The sequence below is a fragment of the Qipengyuania sp. S6317L1 genome, assembly GCF_023015615.1.
GTDB lineage: Bacteria > Pseudomonadota > Alphaproteobacteria > Sphingomonadales > Sphingomonadaceae > Erythrobacter.
In genome coordinates this window covers 352,248-376,025 of record NZ_JALKAJ010000005.1, presented here as the reverse complement: position 1 = coordinate 376,025, position 23,778 = coordinate 352,248, and the positions used below count along the sequence as shown (strand labels likewise).

The 23,778-nt window shown below is 59.0% G+C and carries 24 protein-coding genes and 1 tRNA gene; 3 read left to right on the top strand and 22 right to left on the bottom strand.

The features are described from left to right. Nucleotides 1-8 precede the first annotated feature (8 nt). On the top strand, nt 9-1,376 hold the full coding sequence (locus MWU38_RS13440) for a M24 family metallopeptidase (RefSeq protein ID WP_247272310.1): 1,368 nt from the start codon (nt 9-11) through the stop codon (nt 1,374-1,376). A gap of 61 nt (nt 1,377-1,437) precedes the next feature. On the opposite strand, the gene MWU38_RS13435 is transcribed toward MWU38_RS13440, so the two are convergent. The 10 genes from MWU38_RS13435 to MWU38_RS13390 form a co-directional block, all read right to left on the bottom strand. Then, nucleotides 1,438-3,375: a potassium transporter Kup gene (locus MWU38_RS13435; RefSeq protein WP_247272309.1), complete on the bottom strand. Its 1,938-nt coding sequence runs from the start codon at nt 3,373-3,375 to the stop codon at nt 1,438-1,440. 122 nt (nt 3,376-3,497) lie between these two features. After that, nucleotides 3,498-4,139: a tetratricopeptide repeat protein gene (locus MWU38_RS13430; protein WP_247272308.1), complete on the bottom strand. Its 642-nt coding sequence runs from the start codon at nt 4,137-4,139 to the stop codon at nt 3,498-3,500. Next, entirely contained in the window at nt 4,139-4,573 is a 435-nt protein-coding gene (locus tag MWU38_RS13425; protein ID WP_247272307.1) for a cytochrome c-type biogenesis protein, read from the bottom strand. The genes MWU38_RS13430 and MWU38_RS13425 overlap by 1 nt, the downstream gene beginning before the upstream one ends. Next, the gene (locus MWU38_RS13420; RefSeq protein ID WP_247272306.1) at nt 4,573-5,097 is read right to left on the bottom strand and encodes a DsbE family thiol:disulfide interchange protein; all 525 of its coding nucleotides are present in this window, start codon (nt 5,095-5,097) and stop codon (nt 4,573-4,575) included. Before MWU38_RS13420 ends, MWU38_RS13425 begins: the two co-directional genes overlap by 1 nt. Next, the gene (locus MWU38_RS13415; protein WP_247272305.1) at nt 5,097-7,091 is read right to left on the bottom strand and encodes a heme lyase CcmF/NrfE family subunit; all 1,995 of its coding nucleotides are present in this window, start codon (nt 7,089-7,091) and stop codon (nt 5,097-5,099) included. Before MWU38_RS13415 ends, MWU38_RS13420 begins: the two co-directional genes overlap by 1 nt. Before the next feature lie 6 nt (nt 7,092-7,097). Beyond that, entirely contained in the window at nt 7,098-7,559 is a 462-nt protein-coding gene (gene ccmE / locus MWU38_RS13410; RefSeq protein WP_247272599.1) for a cytochrome c maturation protein CcmE, read from the bottom strand. A gap of 8 nt (nt 7,560-7,567) precedes the next feature. Beyond that, nucleotides 7,568-7,708, bottom strand: a complete 141-nt coding sequence (ccmD, locus tag MWU38_RS13405; RefSeq protein WP_247272304.1) for a heme exporter protein CcmD — start codon at nt 7,706-7,708, stop codon at nt 7,568-7,570. Beyond that, on the bottom strand, nt 7,708-8,466 hold the full coding sequence (gene ccmC, locus MWU38_RS13400; protein ID WP_247272303.1) for a heme ABC transporter permease CcmC: 759 nt from the start codon (nt 8,464-8,466) through the stop codon (nt 7,708-7,710). The genes ccmD and ccmC overlap by 1 nt, the downstream gene beginning before the upstream one ends. A gap of 89 nt (nt 8,467-8,555) precedes the next feature. Continuing rightward, the gene (locus MWU38_RS13395; protein ID WP_247272302.1) at nt 8,556-9,587 is read right to left on the bottom strand and encodes a Glu/Leu/Phe/Val dehydrogenase dimerization domain-containing protein; all 1,032 of its coding nucleotides are present in this window, start codon (nt 9,585-9,587) and stop codon (nt 8,556-8,558) included. 72 nt (nt 9,588-9,659) lie between these two features. Next, nucleotides 9,660-9,736, bottom strand: a tRNA-His gene (locus tag MWU38_RS13390). A gap of 240 nt (nt 9,737-9,976) precedes the next feature. Between MWU38_RS13390 and MWU38_RS13385 the strand changes: the two genes are divergently transcribed. Continuing rightward, entirely contained in the window at nt 9,977-10,612 is a 636-nt protein-coding gene (locus tag MWU38_RS13385; protein ID WP_247272301.1) for a 2OG-Fe(II) oxygenase, read from the top strand. Nucleotides 10,613-10,625: 13 nt separating this feature from the next. On the opposite strand, the gene MWU38_RS13380 is transcribed toward MWU38_RS13385, so the two are convergent. The 11 genes from MWU38_RS13380 to pyrH all read right to left on the bottom strand — a co-directional run bounded on the left by MWU38_RS13380 (nt 10,626) and on the right by pyrH (nt 20,691). Next, nucleotides 10,626-10,952 carry a multidrug efflux SMR transporter gene (locus MWU38_RS13380; RefSeq protein ID WP_247272300.1) on the bottom strand — a complete coding sequence of 109 codons (327 nt, stop codon included), beginning with the start codon at nt 10,950-10,952 and terminating at the stop codon, nt 10,626-10,628. 83 nt (nt 10,953-11,035) lie between these two features. After that, nucleotides 11,036-11,260, bottom strand: a complete 225-nt coding sequence (gene rpmE / locus MWU38_RS13375; RefSeq protein WP_247272299.1) for a 50S ribosomal protein L31 — start codon at nt 11,258-11,260, stop codon at nt 11,036-11,038. Between the two features lie 107 nt (nt 11,261-11,367). Beyond that, nucleotides 11,368-11,847, bottom strand: a complete 480-nt coding sequence (fabZ, locus tag MWU38_RS13370) for a 3-hydroxyacyl-ACP dehydratase FabZ (RefSeq protein ID WP_223070597.1) — start codon at nt 11,845-11,847, stop codon at nt 11,368-11,370. Between the two features lie 28 nt (nt 11,848-11,875). Beyond that, entirely contained in the window at nt 11,876-12,562 is a 687-nt protein-coding gene (locus MWU38_RS13365; RefSeq protein WP_247272298.1) for an OmpH family outer membrane protein, read from the bottom strand. Next, entirely contained in the window at nt 12,562-15,243 is a 2,682-nt protein-coding gene (gene bamA, locus MWU38_RS13360; protein ID WP_247272598.1) for an outer membrane protein assembly factor BamA, read from the bottom strand. The genes MWU38_RS13365 and bamA overlap by 1 nt, the downstream gene beginning before the upstream one ends. A gap of 350 nt (nt 15,244-15,593) precedes the next feature. Then, nucleotides 15,594-16,724 carry an RIP metalloprotease RseP gene (gene rseP, locus MWU38_RS13355; RefSeq protein WP_348646905.1) on the bottom strand — a complete coding sequence of 377 codons (1,131 nt, stop codon included), beginning with the start codon at nt 16,722-16,724 and terminating at the stop codon, nt 15,594-15,596. Further along, nucleotides 16,717-17,880: a 1-deoxy-D-xylulose-5-phosphate reductoisomerase gene (gene dxr / locus MWU38_RS13350; protein ID WP_247272297.1), complete on the bottom strand. Its 1,164-nt coding sequence runs from the start codon at nt 17,878-17,880 to the stop codon at nt 16,717-16,719. Before dxr ends, rseP begins: the two co-directional genes overlap by 8 nt. Nucleotides 17,881-17,885: 5 nt before the next feature. Then, nucleotides 17,886-18,662, bottom strand: coding sequence for a phosphatidate cytidylyltransferase (locus MWU38_RS13345; RefSeq protein WP_247272296.1), 777 nt, complete (start codon nt 18,660-18,662; stop codon nt 17,886-17,888). Further along, nucleotides 18,649-19,362, bottom strand: a complete 714-nt coding sequence (gene uppS, locus MWU38_RS13340) for a polyprenyl diphosphate synthase (RefSeq protein WP_247272295.1) — start codon at nt 19,360-19,362, stop codon at nt 18,649-18,651. Before uppS ends, MWU38_RS13345 begins: the two co-directional genes overlap by 14 nt. Nucleotides 19,363-19,402: 40 nt before the next feature. Beyond that, on the bottom strand, nt 19,403-19,960 hold the full coding sequence (gene frr / locus MWU38_RS13335; protein ID WP_247272294.1) for a ribosome recycling factor: 558 nt from the start codon (nt 19,958-19,960) through the stop codon (nt 19,403-19,405). Nucleotides 19,961-19,971: 11 nt separating this feature from the next. After that, nucleotides 19,972-20,691 (bottom strand): UMP kinase, encoded by a 720-nt coding sequence (pyrH, locus tag MWU38_RS13330; RefSeq protein ID WP_247272293.1) that lies wholly within the window; start codon nt 20,689-20,691, stop codon nt 19,972-19,974. A 215-nt stretch (nt 20,692-20,906) separates the two neighbouring features. Between pyrH and MWU38_RS13325 the strand changes: the two genes are divergently transcribed. After that, nucleotides 20,907-22,730, top strand: coding sequence for a hypothetical protein (locus MWU38_RS13325; protein ID WP_247272292.1), 1,824 nt, complete (start codon nt 20,907-20,909; stop codon nt 22,728-22,730). Nucleotides 22,731-22,824: 94 nt separating this feature from the next. On the opposite strand, the gene tsf is transcribed toward MWU38_RS13325, so the two are convergent. Continuing rightward, on the bottom strand, nt 22,825-23,751 hold the full coding sequence (gene tsf / locus MWU38_RS13320) for a translation elongation factor Ts (protein ID WP_247272291.1): 927 nt from the start codon (nt 23,749-23,751) through the stop codon (nt 22,825-22,827). Between the last annotated feature and the right edge of the window lie 27 nt (nt 23,752-23,778).

Genomic DNA, 23,778 nt, shown 5'->3' with positions numbered 1-23,778 from the left:
CTCCGCACATGAAATTCGCCTCACTTTTCTTCGGTCTTGCCGCCCTGTTTAGCGCCCCGGCCTTTGCCGACGACCACGCACCGATCACCTTCACCAACGGTGAACCACGCGCAGAGCCTGCCCCGATCATGCCGCTTGAGGAGCGCGCGGCGGCGATTGATGATGCGCTTGCGCAAAGGCTCGACACGCTCATCCCGCAGCTTATGCGCGAAGAGGGTGTCGCCATGTGGGTCATCATGGCGCGCGAATATTTTGAAGAACCCGTCATTACCACCATGCTCGATGCGAGGAGTTTCAACGCGCGGCGGCGGACCATTCTGGTGTTCTTTGACCCCTGCAAATCGGATTGCGAGGGGCAGCCTATCGAGCGCCTTACCGTCAGCCGCTATGGCCTTGCCGGGCTTTTCGACCCTGCGTGGAACCCGGACGAAGAACCCAGCCAATGGGCGGCGCTCGCGGATATTATCGCCGAGCGGGGTCCTGCCAACATTGCGATCAATGTCTCCGATGCGACCCGTTTTGCCGATGGCATGACGAAGAGCCAATACGACGCGATGATGACGGCCCTCGCCCCCGAATATCGCGAGCGGATCGTTTCGGGTGAGCGCCTTGCGGTGCGCTGGCTGGAAACCCGTACACCTGACGAGATCACCCAATACCGCGCTCTTGTCGCGCTCGCCCATCAGCTGATTGCAGAGGCCATGTCGCGCAAAGTCATCACACCGGGCGAAACGACAACCCGGGAAGTGCAATGGTGGTATCGTCAGCGCATCCGAGACCTCGGGATCGAGCCGTGGTTTCACCCCAGCTTCGGCGTTCAGCGCGAGGGTGCGGAAGGTATTCTTTCCGGCGATACGGTGATTATGCCGGGTGATCTGTTATGGACCGACCTTGGCCTTACATACCTTCGCCTCAACACCGATACGCAGCATTTGGGATATGTCCTGAAACCGGGCGAAAGCGAGTTGCCAGCTGGCCTCCAGCAAGGCCTCACCAATTCCAACCGTGTTCAGGATATCCTGACGAGCCACATGAAAGTGGGCCTTTCAGGAAATGAAATCCTTGCCCGTGCCCGCGCTGAGGCGATTGCGGAAGGGCTCGACCCTTCAATCTACTCTCACCCCATCGGCTTTCACGGTCACGCCGCTGGCACATCCATCGGGTTCTGGGACAATCAGGAGGCGGACCCGCGCGGGGAAGATACACTTCGCGCCAACACTGCGTGGGCGATCGAGCTCACCAGCTATGCCGAGGTTCCCGAATGGGGCGGGCAAAGAGTGGACTTTCGCACCGAGGAAGACGCGTTTTTCGATGGGCAAACTGTGCGCTATCTCGACGGACGACAAACGCGCATCACAGTGATCCCGAGCGAATAGAGTCGTATCCGGCCCGCGCTCAAGCGTCATTGCCGGGCTCGCCTATGCGGGGCCGGGGCCGCTAAATCTCGACCTGACTGCCAAGCTCCACCACGCGGTTGGTGGGCAGCTTGAAGAAGTCCATCGCACTTGCCGAATTCCTCAGCATCCAGGCGAAAATCTTCTCGCGCCAGATCGGCATGCCCGGCTTGTCCGAGGCGAGCAGCGTCTGGCGTGAGAGGAAGAAGCTGGTGTGCATCATGTCGAACTGGCCACCGCAGTAGATCCCCATACCCTTCAGCCCTTCGGGCACATCGGTCTCTTCCATGAAGCCATAGCGCAGCACCGCACGATAAAAGCCATCGCCCATATCGATATATTCGCAGCGTTTGTCCGGATCGACATAGGGTTCATCCTGAATATCGACCGTGAGGATCACGACCCGCTCGTGCAGGACTTTGTTGTGCTTGATGTTATGGAGCAGTGCGGAAGGCACGCCTGCCTGACTGCTGGCCATGAAGATCGCGGTCCCGGGCACACGCAGCGCAGAATTCTTGGCCGATTTCGCAAAGATTTCGATCGGCAATGTCCCCTCGCTCATCCGGGCACGCATCAACTTGCGGCCCCTCGCCCATGTCGTGAGCAGCGTGAAGGCCACAAACCCGACCGCAAGCGGGAACCAGCCGCCATCGGGAACCTTGGTAAGGTTGGCTGCGAAATAGGCCCCGTCGACGATCAGGAACAGCAGGACGACGGGCGCGGCATACCACCACTTCCATTTCCACACGCTCACTAACAGGAGGCCCATCAGAAGCGTATCAATCGTCACCGCCCCGGTCACGGCGATGCCATAGGCGCTGGCGAGGTTGGACGAGTTCTGGAACGTCAGCACCAGAACGATCACCGCCGCCATCAACGCCCAGTTGACGAAGGGGATATAAATCTGGCCGCCTTCTGTCTCGGATGTGTGAAGGATGGAAAGGCGTGGCATGAAGCCCATCTGCACCGCCTGATGGGTGATCGAGAAAGCACCCGAAATCACCGCCTGGCTCGCAATGAAAGTCGCGACCGTCGCGAGGAAGACGAGAGGCAAACGCCATTCTTCGCTTGCCAGCAGGAAGAACGGATTTTGAACGACGACAGCGGCTTCCTCGGCGGGAAGCCCGGCAATCATCGCACCCTGGCCAAAATAGTTGAGAAGAAGGCACGGCATCACAAAGCCGAACCACGACAGCCTCATCGGCCCGCGCCCGAAGTGCCCCATGTCCGAATAAAGCGCTTCCGAGCCTGTCACAGCGAGAACCACCGCGCCAAGGGCGAGGAAAGCAACAAAGCCATCGCTCACAAAGAACATGACCGCGTAATAGGGATTAAGCGCCCACAAAATGTCCGGGTTCTGGATGATTTGCCACCCACCAAGCCCAGCAAGGACAATGAACCAGATGATCATCACTGGCGCGAAAAGGGCGCCGACCTTGGCTGTTCCGCGCGCCTGAAGCATGAAAAGGAAGACCAGAAGACCAAGGGCGATCGGGATCACATATTGCTGAAGGCCCTGATCGACCACGGTGAGCCCCTCGACCGCCGAAAGTACGGAGATCGCGGGCGTAATCATGGAATCGCCGTAGAACAGCGACGTCGCAAAAACGCCCAGCAGGATCACCAGCCAGCCATAGGACGATTTGCCCATATGCCGCGACAACAAGGCCACAAGCGCGAGGCTACCGCCCTGCCCCTTGTTATCGGCGCGCATGAGGATCGTTACATACTGGATCGCCACGACGAGCAGCATCGACCAGAAGATGAGACTGACCACGCCAAGAACGTGCATCCGGTCAATTGCGACCGTCGCCGTGCCGGCAAACGTCTCACGAAAGGCGTAAAGGGGGCTTGTCCCGATATCGCCAAAGACGATGCCAATCGCACCCACCGCCAGCGCCGCTTTCGAGCCGCTGTGCGCGTGCCCGCTAGAATGGGTGTCTAGCGAGGTGGTGTCATGTGCTGCTGAGTTTTCGCTCATCGTGTGCGATTATCCCGTGTCTTGGCCCGAATTGGGAGACTCACGGGAGCCCCTTGTCGGTCAAGGGGGCGCGCTCTACCACCGGGAGGGGTCACCTGCAACCGCGCTCTGGGAACAGGGTCTTATTGAAGCATTGGTGCATTGGCGATCATCTCATCCAGGCGTGCGACACGGGCCTCGATCTCGGCCTTCCATGGCGCGTCGTCGGGCGAGTTTTCAAGCAGGCGCGCCCATACAGCACGGCCCGCGACAATCTGACCGGTCTGGACCAGCGAGGTGCCGAGGAAGAAATCAGGCCCCGGATTGGTCGGATCAATTTCCCGCGCCTTTCCGTAGGCATAGTTGGCAGCGGGCGTGACAAACCCTTCGGCGTGACCGGTAAGCGCCATTCCCAGAGCGAGCCATCCTTCGAGGTGGTCCGGGTTTTCACGAAGACCGTTGCGCAAGAGCCCGGCTGCATCGTCAAATTTACCGCGCCGCGCAAAGCCATCCGACAAAGTGAGATAGTTCGGTTTCGCCAGCGTCGGGTCAAACAAGGCCCGCCGCGCTTCGACCATCGCTTCGCCCGATTCCTGTTCAACCTGCGTTTGCGGTTGTTTGGGGCTGCCCGCCTGACCGGGCGACCCTGCCCATGTGTAGCCGATAAGCCCGAAGATGAGCGCCGCTCCGAACACTGCAAAGCCCTGTCGAGGCATGCGCAGGTAGAATGCGGCAATCGCAAAACTGGCGAGCGTGAGCGCGAGGATGGCAAGCCACTGACCCATTACGCCCCCATTTCACTATCGGACGAACGCCTGCCAAGACGCCGCAACAGCACCGCGCCGACAATCAGGAGCAAAAGCACCGGGATCGCGAACAATGGCCAGGTCGTTGCGCTCACAGTCGGCTCATAGCTTACGTAGTCGCCGTATCGCTGGGTCAGCCAATCGCGCACCTGATCGGGGCTTTCGCCTGCTAGAAGGCGCGAGCGCACCTGGTGACGCATATCGCCTGCCATGGGGGCATCGCTGTCGGCGATGCTCTGCGACTGGCACTTGAGACAGCGCAGCGTCTCCATCAGCGCGGTTGCTTCTGCCTCGAGAACAGGGTCGTCGAGCTGCGTGTAAGCGTAAGGCGCAGGCGGCATTGAGCTTTGTGCCAAGGTCGGAGACGCAAGCGGCGCGGCGATCAGGGCAAGGAAGGCGATGATAACGCGCATCACGCCGCCTCCTCCAATTTTTCAAGAAGCATCTCGACGTGGTTTTCGCGAATATCGCCGATATGCTGATATCGGATGTTACCTTCAGCATCGATCACATAGGTTTCGGGCACGCCCGATGCGCCAATTTCGAGCATCAGTTCCGAAATGTCGTCTGCACCGATGCGGCTGTAGGGGTTGCCGTAACGGGCAAGGAAACCCTCCACCGCCTCTGGCCGGTCGCGCACCGCGACACCGATAATCTCGACGCCCTCCTGCTTCAGACGCTCCAGATGGGGCGCCTCGGCGATGCAAGGCACGCACCAGCTGGCCCAGATGTTGAGTAGCTTGGGCTTGCCGCCAATAAAGTCTGCTCGCGAGGCCCCCGGCATGCCTTCAAGCGCGGGCTCAAGCGAAAACTCGGGAAGCTCGCGCTCGATCATCTGCGACGGGATGTTGACCTGCTTTGGCTGGGTCAACTGATAGCCAGCGACGCCTGCAAAAAAGAGGAAGAGCGCAAGGGGGATGAGATAGACGGGACGCATTATTCGGCAGGCTCCGGCGCTGTTTCGCCCGCAAGGGCTGCGGCATCTTCGCGGCGCTCGTTCCCGCGCCTCGTCACCGAGCGGCGCTTGAGATCGACCTGCAAGCGGCCAACGATGGAAAGCACGCCGCCAAATGCGATCAGGAGGCCGCCGTACCAGATGAAGGTGACGAACGGTTTCCACCACACGCGAAGCTGCCAGCGTTGGTTGCCATTGGCATCGACGCCGGCCTGATCACCGATCACGGCGTAAAGCTGGCCATCCCACGTCGTAAGCAAGGCGCTCTCGCTGGTGGCCTGTGAGGGTGCCCAGAAATTGCGCGCTTGCGGGGTGAGGAGAACGCCTTCCCCGTCGCCGCGCGTTGCGATGATGCGCGCTTCGACCGCGGTCCAATTGGGCCCTGCGATCGGATCGACGCTTTGTAGTTCAATTGTCCAATCGGCCACTTGTTCCTGACCGCCGGGCGAAACCGCCGCGAGCCGTTCGGAGGTAAAAGCACTTTCGCTCGCCATGCCGAACAACGCGACCGCGACCCCGAAATGGGCCATGACCATGCCCCAGGTAGCGGTGGGAACGCGGCTCAATTTACGGCCTCGAAGCGGCAGAAGCGAGGCAACGCCAAGTGCTGCTGCGAACGCAAGGCCGAGCAGCGGGAGGATATCATAGCTTCCGAAGAAAGCGACAAGAGCAATCACCGCGATGACAATAGCCGCGAGCATCGCAGTCTCGAATTGGATGCGCGCAGGTTTGTCGTCTTTCCAGCGCAGAAGCGGCCCCACGGCCATCACCATGAACATCGGGATTGCAAAGATTGCGCCTGCCGGATTGAAATATGGAGGTCCAACCGAGACGCGGACATCGAACGCTTCGGTAAAGACCGGGTAGAGCGTGCCGAGCAGCACGATCGCAAGGATCGCCGAGAGCATCACATTGTTGAATACCAGCGCGCCCTCACGGCTTGTCGCGGAAAAGCGCTTGCCCTCGGAAATATACCCTGCCCGCATGGCGAAGATGACGAGCGCGCCGCCGATGTAGAGGCCGAGCAGCGCGAGGATGAAACTGCCCCGCTCGGGATCGACCGCAAAGGCGTGGACACTGGTGATAACGCCCGAGCGCACGAGGAAAGTGCCCAGCATCGACATGGAAAAGGCAAGGACGCCCAGCATGATCGTCCAGGTGCGAAGCGCATCGCGCGCCGCCAGAACGCTCACCGAATGGAGCAACGCGGTCGCCGCAAGCCACGGCATGAGCGAGGCATTTTCAACCGGATCCCAGAACCACCAGCCGCCCCAGCCAAGTTCGTAATACGCCCAGTAGGAACCGGCGGTGATCCCGAAAGTCAGGAATACCCACGCGCCAAGTACCCATGGCCGCATGACCTTCGCAAAGTCGGGCGTAACCTGACGGGTGATCAGCGCGCCCATACACAGGCTGAATGCAACCGAAAGCCCGACATAGCCGATGTAGAGCGTAGGCGGATGGATCGCGAGGCCGATATCCTGCAACAGCGGATTAAGGCCCGACCCTTCGCCCGCTGGCACCGGGAGACGCTCGAACGGGTTGGATGAAAGCAGGAGGAAGCTGTAGAAGCCGAGCGCAACAAATCCTTGCACGCTCAGCGTGGCGGACATCGTCTTTTCAGGAAGACGCCGTTCAAGCCCTGCGAGAAGCCCGCCCGAAATCGCCAGAACCGCCACCCACAAGAGCATCGAGCCCTCGTGATTTCCCCAGGTGCCCGTCAGCTTATAGATGAAAGGCTTCATCGAGTGGGAATTGGTCGCGACCAGCTTGATCGACAGATCGGTGATCGCAAAGGCGTATAGCAGCAGCAGGAAGGAAAGCGTCGCCAGAAACGCCTGCACCACCGCCGCGGGGCGCGCCAGAGCGACAATCGCTTCATTCCCGGCGCGAAGGCCAAGGCCGCCTGCAACCATCTGCAACACTGCAAGCGCAGTTGCGAGCCACAGGGCAGCATGTCCGAGTTCTGCGATCATCGCGCTTTAACTCATTCCCGCCACGGTTTCGGCATATTCTTCGGACGCCTCGTGCCCCTCCAAACCTTCAAGCTCTCTGGGCACGTAATTTTCATCATGCTTGGCAAGAAGGTTGGTCGCAAGGAAGGTGCCGTCAGCTTGCAAATGGCCCTCTGCGACCACGCCGGACCCTTCGACGAAGAGGTCTGGCAGGATGCCGCTGTAGGTCACAGGGATCATGTCATCGGTGTTGCCCGTCACAAGGAAGCTCACCGTGATGCCGTCATCGGCCGTCTTGATGCTCTCGGCTGCTACCATGCCGCCCAGACGCACCGCCTGTCCGACCGCAGGCGGCTCCTCAGCCATTTGTTCGGGCAGATAGAAATAGTTGGCTTGGCTGCGCAGAGCCCACGCCGCGATCAAACCGGCGGCCACAACCGCAATCAGCGCCAGCACGACAAGGGTCATGCGTTGATGTTTCGCTTTCATTTGCGCCATTATTTGCGCCTCATTTCTTCGCGCCGCTTTTCAGCCTTGCGCATTGTGGTGTAGCTCCACGAGATAAGCCAGCCCATGGCCACCCCGCCCACCGCATAGGCGCCCATGACGAAGGGCCAGTGGTCGAGTGCCTCACGCATTACGCCGTCTCCGCCAGTGGGGTTGGGGCAGCAGGTTCTTCTTCATCGAGTGCGCGGCGGCGCAGGCGTGCCTCGACCTGCTGCTCTGCGATAAGCGCGCGCATCCGCATGAGGACGATGGCCCCGAACAGAAGCGAAAAGCCGAGCGTCGAGGCAAGCAGGGGCCAAAGGTATTCAGCATCAATCGCGCTCTTGCCCGCCGTCAGGCTTGGCGGTTGGTGAAGCGAATTCCACCATACAACCGATCGATTGATAATCGGCACGATAATCGCCCCGACAATACCGAGAATGGCCGGAATTTTGGGCGAGCCGCCCTCACGCTGTGTCGCCTGGGCAAGTGCGATATAGCCGCCGTAAAGAAACAGGAGCACGAGCATGCTGGTCAGCCGCCCGTCCCATTCCCACCAGGTGCCCCAGGTTGGCCTGCCCCATATCGAACCGGTGGCAAGGCAGATGGCTGTGAAGACCATACCCGGCAGTGCGATGGCGCGCGCCGAAAGGCCCGCCAACGGGTGTTTCCAGATCAGCAATGCCGCGCTCGAAATCGCGATGCCGGTCCACCCGCCCATGCCAAGCCATGCGGCGGGTACATGGAGGAAGATAATGCGCACCGTCTCGCCCATCAAACGGTCGGGCGAAACCATGAAAACGCCCCAGAGGATAGCGCCGAGCGACAACAATGCCCCGCTCCAGAAAAAGAGCGGTGTCATCCAGCTTGCAAGCGCAAGAAATCTTTTAGGGTTCGCGTAAATGTGCACAGTGTTCTAACTCTATCACACTGTATTAGTGCCGTTGCCAGTCCCTGCAAGAGCGCAAAACCTGCAACAGTCGTTGATAACGCCGGTTTTTAGCGCCCGATGAGCCTGCGCGCCATGCGATCGGCGACCACATCGGGCGATGCGCCGCTTTCGTCGGCTTCCTGCCAGATGTCTTCGAGCCGTCCGGGGATCTTGTCGATCTTGGCATGGATTGCGTCATCATCCGACCCGTCGATCTCGCGCAGCACATTGATGATGCCGCCTGCGTTGATGACATAATCGGGCGCATAAAGAATGCCGCGCTCCTGAAGAGCTGCGCCTTCGTGGCCCTTGGCGAGCTGGTTATTCGCGCCGCCTGCAACAGCTTTGGTCTTGAGCCCTTCGATGGTCTGCTCGTTGAGGATCGCACCAAGAGCATTGGGGCTCAGGATATCGCACTCGGTCGTAAGCACCTCTTCGACACCGACAACCTGCGCGCCAAGTTCTTCGGCAAGGTTCTGGACGTAATCCCGGTTGATGTCGGCAAGAACAAGGTCTGCACCCTCTTCGGCAAGATAGCGCGCAAGACCGCCACCGACACTTCCCACACCCTGAATGGCGACACGCACACCGCGCATATCATCACTGCCAAGCGCGCGGCGCGCCGCCGCTTTCACGCCAAGATAGACGCCGCGAGCGGTGTATGGACCCGGGTCACCGCCACGCCCGGGAAGCCCCGCGACGTGAGATGTGCCACGGCTGACCGCGACGATATCGTCCTCGGAAATCCCGACATCCTGCGCGGTGATGTAATTGCCGCCCAGCCTATCAATCGCCTTTGCGAAGGCGGCGAGCATTCCGGGTGTCTTGCGCCGGTCGCTATCGGCGAGAATGACTGCCTTGCCCCCGCCCGCCGGCAGGCCGGCCATGGCGTTCTTGTAACTCATGCCGCGCGACAGGCGCAGCGCATCGCGAAGACCGTCCTTGGGATCAGGATAATGCCAGAAGCGTGTGCCCCCTGCCCCCGGCCCCAGATGGGTCGAGTGCACCGAGATAATCGCCGTCAAACCCGATTCCCGGTCGCGCACAACATGCACGAACTCGTGATCGTCAAAATCGGCTTCGGTCCAGAACGCAGTCATAAAAAGGCCCCCGCAGGCAATTGATACAGCGTCCACGCTGAGCCCGGTGTCATGACCTCTGGGGGGAGAAAATGGGGCGATCGAGGGGTCTCGAACCCCCGACCTCCGGTACCACAAACCGGCGCTCTAACCAACTGAGCTACGATCGCCACACATCATTTCCCGCCTCTCAAGATCGACCATGGGCCAATGGCAAAAGACGCTTGCGAGCGGTGCCTTTGCGCAAAAGCGACCCACGTGGTCAAGACCGTGTGAGAGCGGAGCGAGCGTGTTGCATAATGCGCGCGCAATGGGAAGCGAAAACTGCGCGTGTTTGACACTCGCGCAATAAAATTTCGCCAGGCTATGCGCCCTTGCCTGAGCGCATCATCGAATTACACTCGCTTCCCATGGATTTGCTCGCTGATTCTGTTGCCCTGAAGCTCGCTGCGGGCGACCATGTCCAGCGGGTGCCCCACCCCAAGATCGAGCTGTTTCAACTCAAACAGTTCCTGACACCTGACCATTGCCAGCAGCTTATCGCACTGGTCGACAAGGATCGGCGCCCAAGCACGCTTGCCAATTCCGATGGCGATGCGACTTTCCGCACCAGCGAGACGTGCGATCTCCCGCGAGCAGAGCCGGTGGTGCAGAAACTCGACGCCATGCTCCATGGCCTCAATGGTATTGACCCCGCTCTTGGCGAGCCGGTTCAGGGTCAACGCTATGACGTGGGACAGGAGTTTAAGGCGCACACCGATTATTTCACGCCCGGCACGCCGGATTTCGAGAAGTTCTGCAGCGAATCGGGTCAGCGCACCTGGACGTTCATGGTTTACCTCAACGAGGTCGAAGCGGGCGGCGCGACCCGGTTCAAGACCATCGGCAAAACCTTTCAGCCAGAGGTCGGTAAGCTCGTGTGCTGGAACAACAAGCGCCCCGATGGCGAGCTCAATCCCAACACCCTCCACCACGGTATGAAGGTGCGCAGGGGCATGAAATATGTGATCACCAAATGGTATCGCGAAAGGCCGTGGCCGTGGTGACGAAACGCGCAGGCTAACTGTGCTGCACAGTCAGATTGAGGCCCACCGCGCCGATCAAGATCATCGCGATGAAGCCGAATTGCAGCGCGTTCAGGCGCTCTTCAAAGGCAAACACTCCAATCATGCTGATCGCGACAATTCCGCAACCTGACCAGATCGCATAAGCAACGCCTACGGGGATAACTTTCACCGCTGGCGCAAGCATCCAGAAGCTGACCGAATATGCGAGCAGTGAGCCAACGCCCCACTGCCATTTTTCGAACCCGTCCGAGAGTTTGAGCATGAATGTGCCGCTCACTTCAAAAGCAATGGCAAGCCCCAGAAATATCCAAGCGTTCATGGGGCACATCTAGCTGGAATACACAAAAAGAAAAAGGCGGCCCCAAAGGAGCCGCCTTTTCGAAACTATTGAGCGATGAGCGCTTACTTCTTGAGCGTAAGACCGCCGAAACGCTTGTTGAACGCTGCCACACGGCCGCCTTCCTGGATCTGGCGGTTGCCGCCGGTCCATGCCGGGTGGCTGGTAGGGTCAATCTCAAGCGCGAGCGTGTCGCCCTCTTTGCCCCAGGTGGAGCGGGTTTGAAACTCGGTGCCATCGGTCATCTTGACCGTGATCGTGTGATATTGTGGGTGCCCTTCGGCTTTCATCGTCTTTGTCCTTCGAGAGCTTTCCCCGGTACCGACCGGGGGTGCTATAAAACTGGAAAGTGGCGCTCTTAACGCCGCGCGAGAAAATTGCAAGCTGAGTTGTCAGATTACCCTTCGGGCGGATCGGCGATCATCGCGGTGAACTCGGTCTGGCAGGTGACTTTGCCCTCGACGCTCGCCTCGCCCTTGAACTTGTAGATCGTACGGCGCGCCTGCAAAAACTCGACCTTGAGGTCAAGCAGGCATCCCGGTGTCACAGGCGCACGGAATTTCGCGCTATCAATGCCCATGAACAAGACCAGCTTGCCCGTTCCTGCCAGTTCAAGCGTCTCAATCCCGAGGATGGCAGCCGCTTGGGCAAGCGCCTCGATCTGAAGCACGCCCGGCATGATGGGAGCCCCGGGGAAATGCCCCTGAAAGAACTCCTCATTCATGCTGACGGCTTTTACCGCGTGGATGCGCTCGTTCAGGTGAATTTCGCGCACCCGATCCACCAGCAAAAGCGGATAGCGGTGCGGCAAGGCCTTCAGGATCTTGTGAATGTCGTAGTCGGTGATCGGCTGCGACGGTTTTTCACTCTCACTCATGCCTTGCCCCTATCTGCCCGATTGCGCCTTAGCGGCCCGCAGGCGCTGCTTGCTGCTGGCCTTGCTGCGCAGCCTGCTGTTGCTGAATGATCTGCGCACGAAGCAGCGTTTGCTGGATTTCCTGGAAGATCTGCGCTGCGTTCTGGTTGGGACGATAGTTCGCTGGTGGAACGATCTCAACCGATGGCACTTTCGCATTCAGCGACGTCGTAATCGCGCCGGTGATGTCTGCGCCCTGCGCTGCGTATTGCAGCATATCGGGTTGGAACACGATCGCAACATTTTGCGCCTGCGCCACTTCGGTCAGTGCGGCTGGATATTGCGCAAAGATTTGCTCGACAGCGTACACACGCGCAGCATTCACCTGATTGTTGAGACCGGCGATTTCTTGCTCAAGCGTTTGAATTTGGCTGAAGCTTGGCGATTGCTGAACGCCTGCAAGCTCGCTTTCGGCAAGCTGGCCGTCGCCATTGGAATCAAACGGCTGAAGCAATTGCGTCAACTGCTGCTGCTTGGTCGCGCGCTGCTCGATCTGCGCTGCATAGGTGGTGCCGACCTGGTTGTATGCGGTTTGCAGAGCGGTGGTGCCAAGAATTGCGCGGCTGATATCTGCGGTTGCCATCTGGCCCTGGACCTGAGCGGCAGCCGGTGTTGCAGCGATAAGTGCGCCAGCAGCAAGACCTGCTGCGCCGAGGGTTTTGATAAAGCGTTTCATCAGAATTGGGTTCCTACGTTAAACGTGATTTGCTTGTCATCGTCGCCCTCGACCTTACGAATGGTCTGAGCGACGTCGATGCGGAACGGGCCGAAGGGAGAATTCCAGTTCACCCCGATCCCGGCGGTGATGCGAGGGCTCGACGAATCGCCGACGAAAATCTCGCGAATATTGGCAGAGCTTGGCGTGTTGGGTGTCACACCATCTGCTGCAATCGGGTTTTCGGTGATCTCATAGGAGACAACCGTCTGTTCATTGCCGTCGGTGTCGGTGACAATCGTCTCGACGCGTTCGGAGAAAAGATCGGTGGAGTTGAGAACGGGCGTCTCAATATTCCAAAGCGCGCCGACATCCATCCAGATCGAAGGACGAAGACCCAGTTCGCGCGCGCCGGTTCCAAGCGGAATTTCAATCTCGGCACGACCCAGATAATAGTGACGACCGCCCAGGGCATCATCGCGGTTCTGATCACGCTCCTCGTTGAAGAGAATGTTGCCATCATCATCGAGCAACGCAAAGTTAGAGCCAAGAGGCGCGCTTGGATCCGCAAGCGCACCCTGCCTGAGCACGCGCGGACCAACGCCGCGAATATCAAAGCCGCGGAATTGTGGCTCACCCAGGAAGAACCGGTCGGTCAGGAAAATATCGTCAACGCCAGCGCCGGGGCGCTCGCGCAGCGGATGGATCGTGCCGCCTTCAAGCGAAAGCGAGAAGATGAATCCGGAATTGAACACATTCCAGAATTGCTGCGCCTTCCCGCGGAAACGAAGATAGCGCACATCGCCGCCCAGCCCTGCAAATTCGGTGCTGAGCGAGATCAGGCGACCGCGGGTCGGACGGAAACCGTTGTTAAGAGTGTTGTAGTTAAGGCTGAGCCCGGCGATCGAGCTCAAACGGTTGCCAAGCTGATCGCACAGGAACCGGCCCGAACGGAAAGTGTCGCAGGTATCATCGGGGCTGTTACCGCGAATGCCGTCACCATCGTTGTCGGTGAAGAACTGTGTCTCATCGAGGCTCACCTCGTCATAGTTGAGCGTGTAGCTGCCAACGAGCGACATGAATTCGGTCAGCGGCACACCAACACGCACCGAACCGCCGGTGGTCGACTGTTCAAAGGTGTTCTCGCGGGTGCGATCAAAGCGGTTGAAGCTGTTGAAATCGCGGCGGTAAATATCAGCGCCAGCCGAAATGTTGCGGTCGAACAGGTAAGGCTCGGTAAAGCTCAACTGCGCCGAACGCGAGAATTGCGAAAGGTTGAGCGAGAGGCCCACAGTCTGCCCGCGACCGCGGAAGTTACGCTGACGGATGGAGCCGGCAAGAATGAACCGCTCGATTGAAGAGAAACCTGCGGAGAACTGAAGCTCGCCGGTGGGTTGTTCTTCGACGTTCGCTTCGAGCACGATCCGGTCGGGGGCTGAGCCTTCGACCTGCGATACCTCGAAGTTTTCCTGATAATAGCCAAGCGAATTGATCCGCGCCGTGGTCCGTTGAACCCCGATCGAGCTGAAGGCGTCCCCTTCAGACAGGCGGAACTCACGGCGGATAACCTTGTCCTGGCTCAACGTGTTGCCGTTGATATCGACGCGCTCGACATAGACGCGCGGGGCCTGACGCAGGATGAAGTTGATATCCATCGTCAGGTCATCGGGGTTGCGGTTGAAGCGCGGCTGTACGTCCGCAAAAGCGTAGCCGAAGCGGCCTGCAAGCTCTGTCAGCGATTCAACGGTGTCTTCGACCTTCTTCGCGTCGTAGAAATCGCCGCTCTGGATCGCGAGCCCGGATTGAAGCGTTTCGCTGTCAAAATCGCGCAGCTGGCTTTCAACTTCGACCTCGCCAAAATTGTATCGTTCGCCCTCTTCGACCACATAGGTGATGATAAAGTCGCGTTGATCAGGCGTAAGCTCGGCGACCGCAGAAACAACACGGAAGTCGGCATAGCCATTGGTCAGATAGAACTGACGCAGCTTCTGCTGGTCGAAGGCGAGCCGGTCCGGGTCATAGCTGGTGTTGGAGCTGAAGAAGCGGAAGAAGCGCGATTGCTTCGTCACCATCTCGCTGCGCAAATCGCCATCGGAGAAAACCTCGTTCCCGATGATGTTGATCTGGCGAACCTTGGACTTGGGACCTTCTTCGATCTCGAAAACGATATCGACGCGGTTTTGCGGGAGCTGAACCATTTGTGGTTCAACCGTGGCAGCAAACCGGCCCTGACGCTTGTAGAGTTCGATAATCCGCGCAACGTCTGCGCGCACTTTCGACCGGGTAAAAATCTGGCGCGGTGCAAGGCGGATTTCAGGCAGGATCTTGTCGTTATCGATCCGGTCGTTACCCTCAAGCACGATCCGGTTGATCACGGGGTTCTCGGTCACATTGATGACGACATTGCCGGCATCATTGCGGATCGAGAAATTGGCGAAAAGTTCGGTTGCACCAAGGTCCTTCAACGCTTCGTCAGCGGCTGCCGAGGTGTATTCCTGGCCCACGCGAAGCCGGATGTAAGAGAGGATCGTGGTCGGCTCGAGACGCTCTGCGCCCACGACGCTGATCGAACGGATCGTATTGGTCGCCGGAGCGGGAGCGGGTGCCGAAGCCTGCGAGGCTTGGCTTGCAGGTGTGGCGGCATCGCCCTGCGCCCCGTCTTGCTCTTGCGCATAAGCGCCGACCGGCACACCGGCCAGCATCGTTGCACTGCCGAGCGCAAGACTAAAGCGGCCCACAGCGTTTTTTGCCTTGGCATTATTCAAAGACGCAAGACCAACGCCTGCTTGCTCACTAAGATTCATGGATGTTCTATCCCGTCCAATCCGTACCTAAACCATCGCCCCGATGTGTTTTTCAAGCGCAGCCCGGAGACATTGCCTCCACGCGGACCTTGCATCCCCCAAGAACGTGTCATTCGCCTTTGCCCGATGCGCCTTACACGGGTCAAGCGGAGTAAACGCACTATGACCGGCCAATAACAGGCGACCCGTTCGCTTTCTCCGGCAAATCGCTCCTCTAACCAAGCCTCGCGCTCAAGCAAGGCCTCAAATCACCCCAATGGCAACAGCCCGGTCACATCATTCACCGTGACCACGACCATGAAGACCAGAACCACTGCGATGCCGGCGCGGTAAGCCCACTCGGTCGCTTGTGGTCCGACCGGCTTACGGCGGACCGCCTCGGCGGCGTAGAAGGCCAAGTGGCCACCGTCGAGCGCAGGGATTGGCAAGAAGTTGATGAATGCCAAGTTAAGCGAAATAAGGGCGGCGAAATTCACGAAGGCGAGGAAGCCCAGACTCATCTGCTCGCCGGAATATTTGGCGATTTTCACCGGACCGCCCAATTCCTTGATCGAGCGTTCGCCGGTGACGATTTGCTTGATCCCGGTGATCATCATCTCGGTGATGTCCCAGCACCGTTCCAGCGCGAGAGGGACAGAAGCGAGCAGGCCCACCTCTTCAAATTCATAGCGTCCGCCAGCGGGAGCAACGCCCAATTGGCCGATTTCGCTCACATTGCCAAAACTGTCCGCCTGTTCAACGCGGGCGGTAGTGACCGGAATGTCCAACTCATTGCCATCGCGAAGCACCGTGATGACCATATTGCGGTCGGGATGGAGCATGACTTCGGTGCGGATCGCGTCGAAATCGGTCATCTCTTCGCCGTCAATCTCGGTGATGGTATCGCCGATCTGAAGCCCGGATTCGCGGGCGACCGATTGCTCGCCAAACTCGCCGATGGTGCGCGAATCTTCAGCGCCTACGATCGTGGGATTGCCGTAAACCGCGAAGAAAGCGGCAAAAATCATCACCGCCACGATAAGGTTGGTCACGGGACCCGCAGCCACGATGAGCGCGCGTTTCCACAATGCGGCGTTCTGGAAGCTGCCGTCATTAACATTGCTGTCCACGCGCGAATTGGGATCGGGGATGCTCGCCGGGTTCATATCGCCCTTGAACTGGACATATCCGCCAAGCGGCAACCATGAAAGCTTCCAGCGCGTGCCCTGCTTATCTGTCCATCCCGCGATTTCTTTGCCGAAACCGACAGAAAAAGCCTCTGCCTTCACGCCGAACCAGCGCCCGACGAGATAGTGGCCAAGTTCGTGCACCGTTACCAGCGGCCCCAGCACGAGCAGGAAGCCGATGAAATACATCCAGAAAGGGGGCGATTCAAACAAGGGGCGCGGTCTCCAAAGCCTCGCGGGCGCGTTTGCGCGCCTCGCTGTCTACCGCCAATATGTTTTCCAAATTGTCGGGCGGCGGCGCGTCATAGCGCGCCAATGTCTCTTCCGCTACTGCCGTAATGCGGCTGAACCCAATGTGACCAGCCAGAAACGCCTCGACTGCGATCTCGTTTGCAGCGTTGAGAATTGCAGGGGCCGCCCCGCCCGCCTCTATCGCCTCGCGCGCAATTCGGGTCGCGGGGAAAAGCTCTTCATCGGGGGCCTGAAACGTGAGTTCACCAATGCGCGCCAGGTCCAGCGGCTCCAAAGGCGTCTCCATCCGGGCAGGCCAGGCAAGGCATGAGGCAATCGGCACGCGCATGTCGGATGGCCCAAGCTGCGCCAAGGTCGAGCGGTCGCGATATTCGACCATGGAGTGAATAACGCTTTGCGGGTGAACTACGATTTTCAAGCGATCGAGCCCGACCGGGAAGAGGTGATGCGCCTCGATATATTCGAGGCCCTTGTTCATCATGGTCGCGCTGTCGACGCTGATCTTGGCGCCCATCGACCAGTTGGGATGCGCCACAGCCTGCTCAGGCGTCGCCGCCTCAATCGCGGACCTCTCCCATGTGCGAAACGGGCCGCCGCTGGCGGTCAGGGTGATGCGCGCGACATCCTCGATCTTGCCGCCCGCAAGGCATTGGAAAATCGCATTATGCTCGCTGTCGGTGGGAAGCAGCGTCGCGCCGTGCTTCGCCACTGCCAAGGTCATCACGCTGCCGGCTGATACCAGCGCCTCTTTATTGGCAAGCGCAATCGTGCCACCACGCTCCACCGCTGCCATGGTGGGCGCAAGGCCAGCACAGCCAACGATTGCCGCGACCGTCATATCCACCGGGCGCCGGGCCGCCTCGCACAGGGCGTCCGCCCCGCCCGCTGCCTCGATACCGCTTCCCGAGAGCGCCTCGCGCAATTCTGCAAGACAGCTTTCATCGCCCACAACCGCAAGCTTGGCCCCAAACTCACGCGCCAGAGCCGCAAGCTCCTTGGCCGAGCAATTCGCGGTCAGCGCCTCGACCTGCCAATCGTCCGGATTGCGCCGAACGAGATCAAGCGTCGAGGCCCCGATGGAGCCTGTCGCGCCTAAAAGAGTGATCGAACGGGTCATAGGGGCTACATTGCCGCCTGAATGAGAGTGAATACGAAAAGAATAAAAAACACCGCAATGAATCCATCAAGCCGGTCGAAAACGCCGCCGTGGCCGGGAATGAGACTGCTCGAATCCTTGACCCCGGCGCGCCGTTTCATCCAGCTTTCGAAAAAGTCGCCGGCTTGCGCAATGACAGCGATCAGAATGCCCGCGGCAATCGCGCCTGCGATCGTGCCAAGAACGAAGCTGACCGTTGCTCCGTCCTGTCCAAAGCCTGTGCCCCCGACTACCAGATTGACGATTGCAGCGGCCACCGCCCCGCCGGCAAGACCCGCCCAGGTTTTCGAAGGGCTGATCGACGGGGCAATTCGCGGGCCGCCGATAAGACGGCCCGAAAAATATGCGCCAACATCAACCGCGACAATCGGCGCAAAATAGACGAGCAGAACCGCCCACGGGTTGTACGCCTGCGCTGGCTCTCCGAACAGGAAACCCCAGCCGATGCGCGCGGCAATCATCGCAATTGCGGCGCCGCCGACGTAGATCGTACCGGCAAACTGCCACAAAACCTCTGCGATGGGCGACACTTCAAACGCCCGCACGAGCTTGTTCCATTCCCACAGGACAAGACCAGCCAGAAGCACTACGAAACCGATCCAGAACCAGCCGCCCAGCCAGAGCGGGATCACGACAAGGCCGATCATCGCGACCGCCGATACAAAACGAACTAGCAGATCCGACGTGCCCGATGGACCCTGTTTGACCGGCTCTTGGCCGATTGGGCCGCTATCTTCCTCCAAAGCGCCTCTCCCTTTGCGCAAAGTCTTCCAGAGCCTTGGCCAAATGCTCGGGCTTGAAATCGGGCCACAGCGTATCGACGAAAAGCATCTCCGCATAGGCCGATTGCCACAGCAGGAAATTGCTCAAACGGATCTCGCCGCTGGTGCGGATCAACAGGTCGAGCGGCGGCAGGTCCGCTGTATCGAGATGTGCTGCGATGCTTTCAGGCGTGATCTCGCCAATCGACCCTGCTTTTGCGGCCGCGCGCGCGATCTCGTTTTGCGCGCCATAGTTCAGCGCCACTGCAAGCGTCTGCTTGCCGTTCGCGGTCTGCGCGAGGGCATCCTCGAGCATCGCGACAATATCGGGGGCAAGACCACGCCAATCGCCGATAATCTTGAGCTTCACATCGTTCGCGACGAACTCGGCCAAGTCCGACTTTATGAACTTGCGCATGAGGTTCATGAGGTCATCAACCTCGTCCTCCGAACGCTTCCAGTTTTCCGAACTGAAGGCGTAAAGCGTCAAGCAGTCGAGGTTCATCGGTTCGAGCGCGCGGACAAGGCGGCGCACCGCCTCGACCCCGCGCTGGTGGCCGATGGCGCGCGGAAGGGCGCGCTTCTTCGCCCAGCGGCCATTGCCATCCATTATGATGGCGACGTGCCTTGCACCTTTTTGGGCACCGTTTTTCCCGTCGCCGTTCTGCAAACCGTGTCCCATTTCTCTCTCGACCCGCGCCCGCTCTTATGCAGGGGCAATATTATTGGGTCAGGATTTCCTGAACCTTCTTTTCAACCGCTGCGTCGATTTCAGCGACATATTTATCGGTTAGCTTCTGAACCTCGTCTTCCGAACGCTTGCGCTCGTCCTCGGAGATTTCCTTGGCCTTTTCGTCAGCCTTGAGGCCTTCCATCCCGTCGCGGCGCACATTGCGCGCGGCAACCTTGGCCTTCTCGCCATACTCACCGGCAAGTTTCGCCAGATCCTTGCGGCGGTCCGCGGTAAGGTCGGGCATCGGCAGGCGGATCGTTTGACCGTCGGTCATCGGGTTCAAGCCAAGGTTCGCCTTGGAAATCCCTTTCTCCACCGCGCTCACATTGCTTTTGTCCCAGACCTGCACGGAAAGCATCCGCGGTTCTGGCGCAGAGACGGTTGCGACTTGGGAAAGCGGCATCATCGCGCCGTAAACCTCGGCCACCACAGGATCGAGCAGCGCGGTGTTGGCGCGGCCTGTGCGAAGGCCCGAAAGGTCGCCTTTGAGCGATTCAACAGCGCCAGCCATGCGGCGTTCGATGTCAGATTTGTCGTATGTCGGCATGATCTAACTTTCTAATCTTTTTGTACAATTGTCTGAGTGCCCTCGCCCGAGAGCACTTTGGCAACATTGCCTCGTTCGCGGATTGAAAAGACCACTAGCGGAATGGCGTTCTCACGGCAAAGTGCAACCGCAGTTGCGTCCATCACCTTGAGATTGTCGGCCAGAACCTGATCGTAAGTGATCGTGTCAAAGCGGGTCGCATCCGGGTTATGCTTGGGATCGCTGTCGTAAACGCCATCGACGCTTGTGCCTTTAAGCAGCGCATCGCAATTCATCTCCGCTGCGCGAAGGGCAGCGCCCGTATCGGTGGTGAAGAACGGATTGCCAGTGCCAGCGGCAAAGATCACGATCCGGCCTTTTTGCAAGTGACGCTCTGCACGGCGCCGGATGTAGGGTTCGCATACGCTGGACATGGGGATTGCCGACTGCACCCGCGTTTGCACGCCCAGTTGCTCCAGCGCGTTCTGCATGGCGAGCGCGTTCATAACCGTCGCCAGCATACCCATGTAATCGCCCGTGGTGCGATCAAGACCCTTGGCAGCGCCCGCGATTCCGCGGAAGATATTGCCCCCGCCAATAACAAGACAAACCTCGATACCGCTATCCTTTGCCGCCTTCACCTCTTCGGCGAGGCGCGCGACATATTCAGGGTCAATGCCATATTCCTGGCTCCCCATCAGCACCTCGCCCGAGAGTTTGAGGAGAACACGTTTGATGGGGGGAAGTGTCATGGCTGCGCGGGCTCTTTCTTGGCAGGTCAAATGCTTGGCAAAAGGCCTTATCCGCGAGGGGGGCAGATGCCAAGAGGGCGCGTGCGCGTCGCCACCAGTTTTGAGTGCGGCGCGCCTCCGGAGACTAAGCTTTTGCGTTTACTGGCGAGCCGGTTTCCCTTTAAGGTCGCCCAAATTGGCAAATCCGCCACCGGGAAAGCGCAGAACACACATCCATGGGCACCTTCATCACCGAAGATTTCACAGTCGCCGAGAACGAGAGCCTGAGCTTTGAGCTCAATAGAGACAACAACCGGGCCTCGGCTTTCATGGTGGGCGATTGGAACGCGGTCGAAGGCCAGGTCTACTACGAGCCGACTGTCATCAATTATGGCGAATTGATCCTCCTGCCGACGCCCGGTTTCAACGCAGGGTCGTTCTTCCAGTACAATTCGGGCATGAGTTGGGAGGTCGCGACCTTCGAGAACTATGGGTCCATCCTCGTGGACATACCCGATATGATCTGGGCGAGAGTTCTCACCGCGCCTGGCGGCGGCTCTCCCGAAATTACCAATAACGGTTCGATCACGGTATTGTCGGGCACGAGAGGCAATGTGTTCCGGGGGACGTACTTCGAAGTAACCAATGGTGCGCAAGGCACAATTTATTCAGAAGGAGATGGAAGTGCGACGGTAGTCGAGGTGTATGGCGGCGCAAATGTCACTAATGATGGCATAATTCGCGTTCACGTCAGAGGCGGAACGACGTTCCCTGAAGCCGAGGGTTCCGAGGCGATAAGGTCAAGTTATGGCGGGCTTACCATCAACAACTCAGGCCTGATCGAAGCGACCGCAACATTTGATTATCAGCGTGCCATTGCGATCAAAGGAACGGTGAACGGCGCGGTCTCCCTTATCAACACTGGGACGATCCGAGCTATTGACGCAATCATTCATATCGATGGCGGTAGCTTCAGAGATGGGATCGGTTCCGACATCGACAACAGTGGTTTGATCGATGGCAACGTCACCTTGATGGAGAGGCCAGACACGGTCGTAAACGCCGGTGAAATCCGCGGAGTGATTAAACTTGAGGGCGGTGATGATGTGTTCGACGGATCATCGGGTCTGGTGATTGGCTCTATCTCAGGCGGCGAAGGTGATGACATCATCCGCTCAGGCACGGGATCGGACCTGATCATTGGCGGGCTCGGCGACGACACGCTCGATGGCGGAGACAATATCGACACAGCGATGTTCGCCGGGACCCGGGCCGACTACTCCATAATCGAAACTGCCATCGGCGAGTGGAAGGTGAGCGGGCCCGACGGGACAGACACGCTCACCAATGTCGAAATCCTTCGCTTTGATGATCTTGAAGTCCAACTCGATTTGGGCAGCGGCCTGGCGATCGACCCGGCTAATGACGACCCCAACACCTTCATGATCAACATTCGCGACTTTGCCGGCAATGACCTTGGTGCAGGCCAGCACTGGATGCGCATCGGAGCCGCGGACGCCAACCTTGATGGCAGTGACGAAATTATCTTCGTGAACCGCGTAAACGGGCGCTTTGCCGAGGTGGGCGTCGATGATAATGGCCTCGTTCAGTTCGACAACCACGGTCAGGGCGGCGATACGCGCGTTGTTGGCATCTACCTTGATCCACTGGTCCAATCCGGCGACGTCGAACAAGGTAGCCCTTTCGACAGCCAGCAGCGCTTTCAGAACGACCTCATCATCGGCAACATCGCGCAGGTGCTGGGTTCGCAGGACTATGACGGCGATGGATTTGCGGAGATCTATTTCGCGCTTACAGACGGCACCGCTTACCTGCGCGCTTTGATGCACGCCGATGGCAACATCCAATACGCCAATTATCAGAGCGAAGAGCAGGTGATCGAATATCTTGCCGCCAATGGTTATGGCGAAGAGACTTTCGGGACATGGTTTGACGATGAAGCCGAAACTGCGGCAGAACAGGTCGCGGTATCAACGGCCGATGTCACAATGGCATGGCAACCTCAGGACAGTGCCTTAGCTGCCGAGTTTTTTGGTTAGGGCGGCGTAGCCTCGAAATCGAAACAAGAAAGGCCGCCGCAAGGTTTCCCCTGCGAGCGGCCTTTTCAATTTGCTCAAAAGCGTGGGTTAGCGTTTAGCCGCCAACAGCAGCTGCAACCTCTGCTGCAAAGTCGCTTTCTTCTTTCTCGATGCCTTCGCCCAGCTGGAAACGGACGTAGTCCTTGAGGACGACCGAACCGCCATTGTCCTTGCCGAACTTGGCGACGGTGTCTTCGACACTCGTCTTGTTGTCCATCACGAACATCTGGCTGAGAAGCGCGTTTTCCTTGGCGAACTTCTTGATCGCGCCTTCGACCATTTTCTCCTGCACGTTCTCAGGCTTGCCGCTTTCGGCTGCCTTTTCCTGTGCAATCTTGCGCTCGCGCTCGATCACGTCTGCGTCGAGGCCATCAGCGTTGAGAGCTTGTGGGAACATTGAGGCAATGTGCATGGCAAGCTGTTTGCCGAACGGCTCGAGAACGTCTGCGCCAAGGTCGCTTTCCAGAGCAACCAGAACGCCGATTTTGCCAAGGCCTTCGGCGGCCGCGTTGTGGACGTAGGAAACGATCGCGCCGCTGTTCACAGAGACGGTCTTCATGCGGCGAACCTGCTGGTTCTCGCCAATGGTTGCGATGTTGTCGGTAAGCTTGTCCGCAACCGTGCCACCGTCGGGGTAGCTGGCCGCTTTGAGAGCTTCGGCATCGTCGCCGTCGACGGTAAGCGCAACAGCGGTTGTCTTGCGAACGAAGTCCTGGAACTTGTCGTTTTTCGCAACGAAGTCTGTTTCCGAGTTGACTTCAACAGCCACGCCGCGGGTGCCTTCGACGGCAACGCCGACGAGACCTTCAGCAGCGGTCCGGCTCGATTTTTTCTGAGCGGTTGCAAGACCCTTTGCGCGCAGGGCGTCAACCGCTGCGTCGATGTCGCCATCGGCTTCGGTCAGGGCTTTCTTTGCATCCATCATGCCTGCGCCAGAAATTTCGCGCAGTTTCTTCACATCAGCGGCGGTAAAAGCAGCCATGGTGATTTCCTTCGTAAGTTTAGGGGC

Excerpts from the sequence above, each read along its gene's own strand:
- MWU38_RS13440 (WP_247272310.1), top strand. The coding sequence starts at position 9 with ATGAAATTCGCCTCACTTTTCTTCGGTCTTGCCGCCCTGTTTAGCGCC.
- MWU38_RS13435 (WP_247272309.1), bottom strand. The coding sequence starts at position 3,375 with ATGAGCGAAAACTCAGCAGCACATGACACCACCTCGCTAGACACCCAT.
- MWU38_RS13430 (WP_247272308.1), bottom strand. The coding sequence starts at position 4,139 with ATGGGTCAGTGGCTTGCCATCCTCGCGCTCACGCTCGCCAGTTTTGCG.
- MWU38_RS13425 (WP_247272307.1), bottom strand. The coding sequence starts at position 4,573 with ATGCGCGTTATCATCGCCTTCCTTGCCCTGATCGCCGCGCCGCTTGCG.
- MWU38_RS13420 (WP_247272306.1), bottom strand. The coding sequence starts at position 5,097 with ATGCGTCCCGTCTATCTCATCCCCCTTGCGCTCTTCCTCTTTTTTGCA.
- MWU38_RS13415 (WP_247272305.1), bottom strand. The coding sequence starts at position 7,091 with ATGATCGCAGAACTCGGACATGCTGCCCTGTGGCTCGCAACTGCGCTT.
- ccmE (WP_247272599.1), bottom strand. The coding sequence starts at position 7,559 with ATGAAAGCGAAACATCAACGCATGACCCTTGTCGTGCTGGCGCTGATT.
- ccmD (WP_247272304.1), bottom strand. The coding sequence starts at position 7,708 with ATGCGTGAGGCACTCGACCACTGGCCCTTCGTCATGGGCGCCTATGCG.
- MWU38_RS13395 (WP_247272302.1), bottom strand. The coding sequence starts at position 9,587 with ATGACTGCGTTCTGGACCGAAGCCGATTTTGACGATCACGAGTTCGTG.
- MWU38_RS13385 (WP_247272301.1), top strand. The coding sequence starts at position 9,977 with ATGGATTTGCTCGCTGATTCTGTTGCCCTGAAGCTCGCTGCGGGCGAC.
- MWU38_RS13380 (WP_247272300.1), bottom strand. The coding sequence starts at position 10,952 with ATGAACGCTTGGATATTTCTGGGGCTTGCCATTGCTTTTGAAGTGAGC.
- rpmE (WP_247272299.1), bottom strand. The coding sequence starts at position 11,260 with ATGAAAGCCGAAGGGCACCCACAATATCACACGATCACGGTCAAGATG.
- fabZ (WP_223070597.1), bottom strand. The coding sequence starts at position 11,847 with ATGAGTGAGAGTGAAAAACCGTCGCAGCCGATCACCGACTACGACATT.
- MWU38_RS13365 (WP_247272298.1), bottom strand. The coding sequence starts at position 12,562 with ATGAAACGCTTTATCAAAACCCTCGGCGCAGCAGGTCTTGCTGCTGGC.
- bamA (WP_247272598.1), bottom strand. The coding sequence starts at position 15,243 with ATGCTGGCCGGTGTGCCGGTCGGCGCTTATGCGCAAGAGCAAGACGGG.
- dxr (WP_247272297.1), bottom strand. The coding sequence starts at position 17,880 with ATGACCCGTTCGATCACTCTTTTAGGCGCGACAGGCTCCATCGGGGCC.
- uppS (WP_247272295.1), bottom strand. The coding sequence starts at position 19,362 with ATGGGACACGGTTTGCAGAACGGCGACGGGAAAAACGGTGCCCAAAAA.
- frr (WP_247272294.1), bottom strand. The coding sequence starts at position 19,960 with ATGCCGACATACGACAAATCTGACATCGAACGCCGCATGGCTGGCGCT.
- pyrH (WP_247272293.1), bottom strand. The coding sequence starts at position 20,691 with ATGACACTTCCCCCCATCAAACGTGTTCTCCTCAAACTCTCGGGCGAG.
- MWU38_RS13325 (WP_247272292.1), top strand. The coding sequence starts at position 20,907 with ATGGGCACCTTCATCACCGAAGATTTCACAGTCGCCGAGAACGAGAGC.
- tsf (WP_247272291.1), bottom strand. The coding sequence starts at position 23,751 with ATGGCTGCTTTTACCGCCGCTGATGTGAAGAAACTGCGCGAAATTTCT.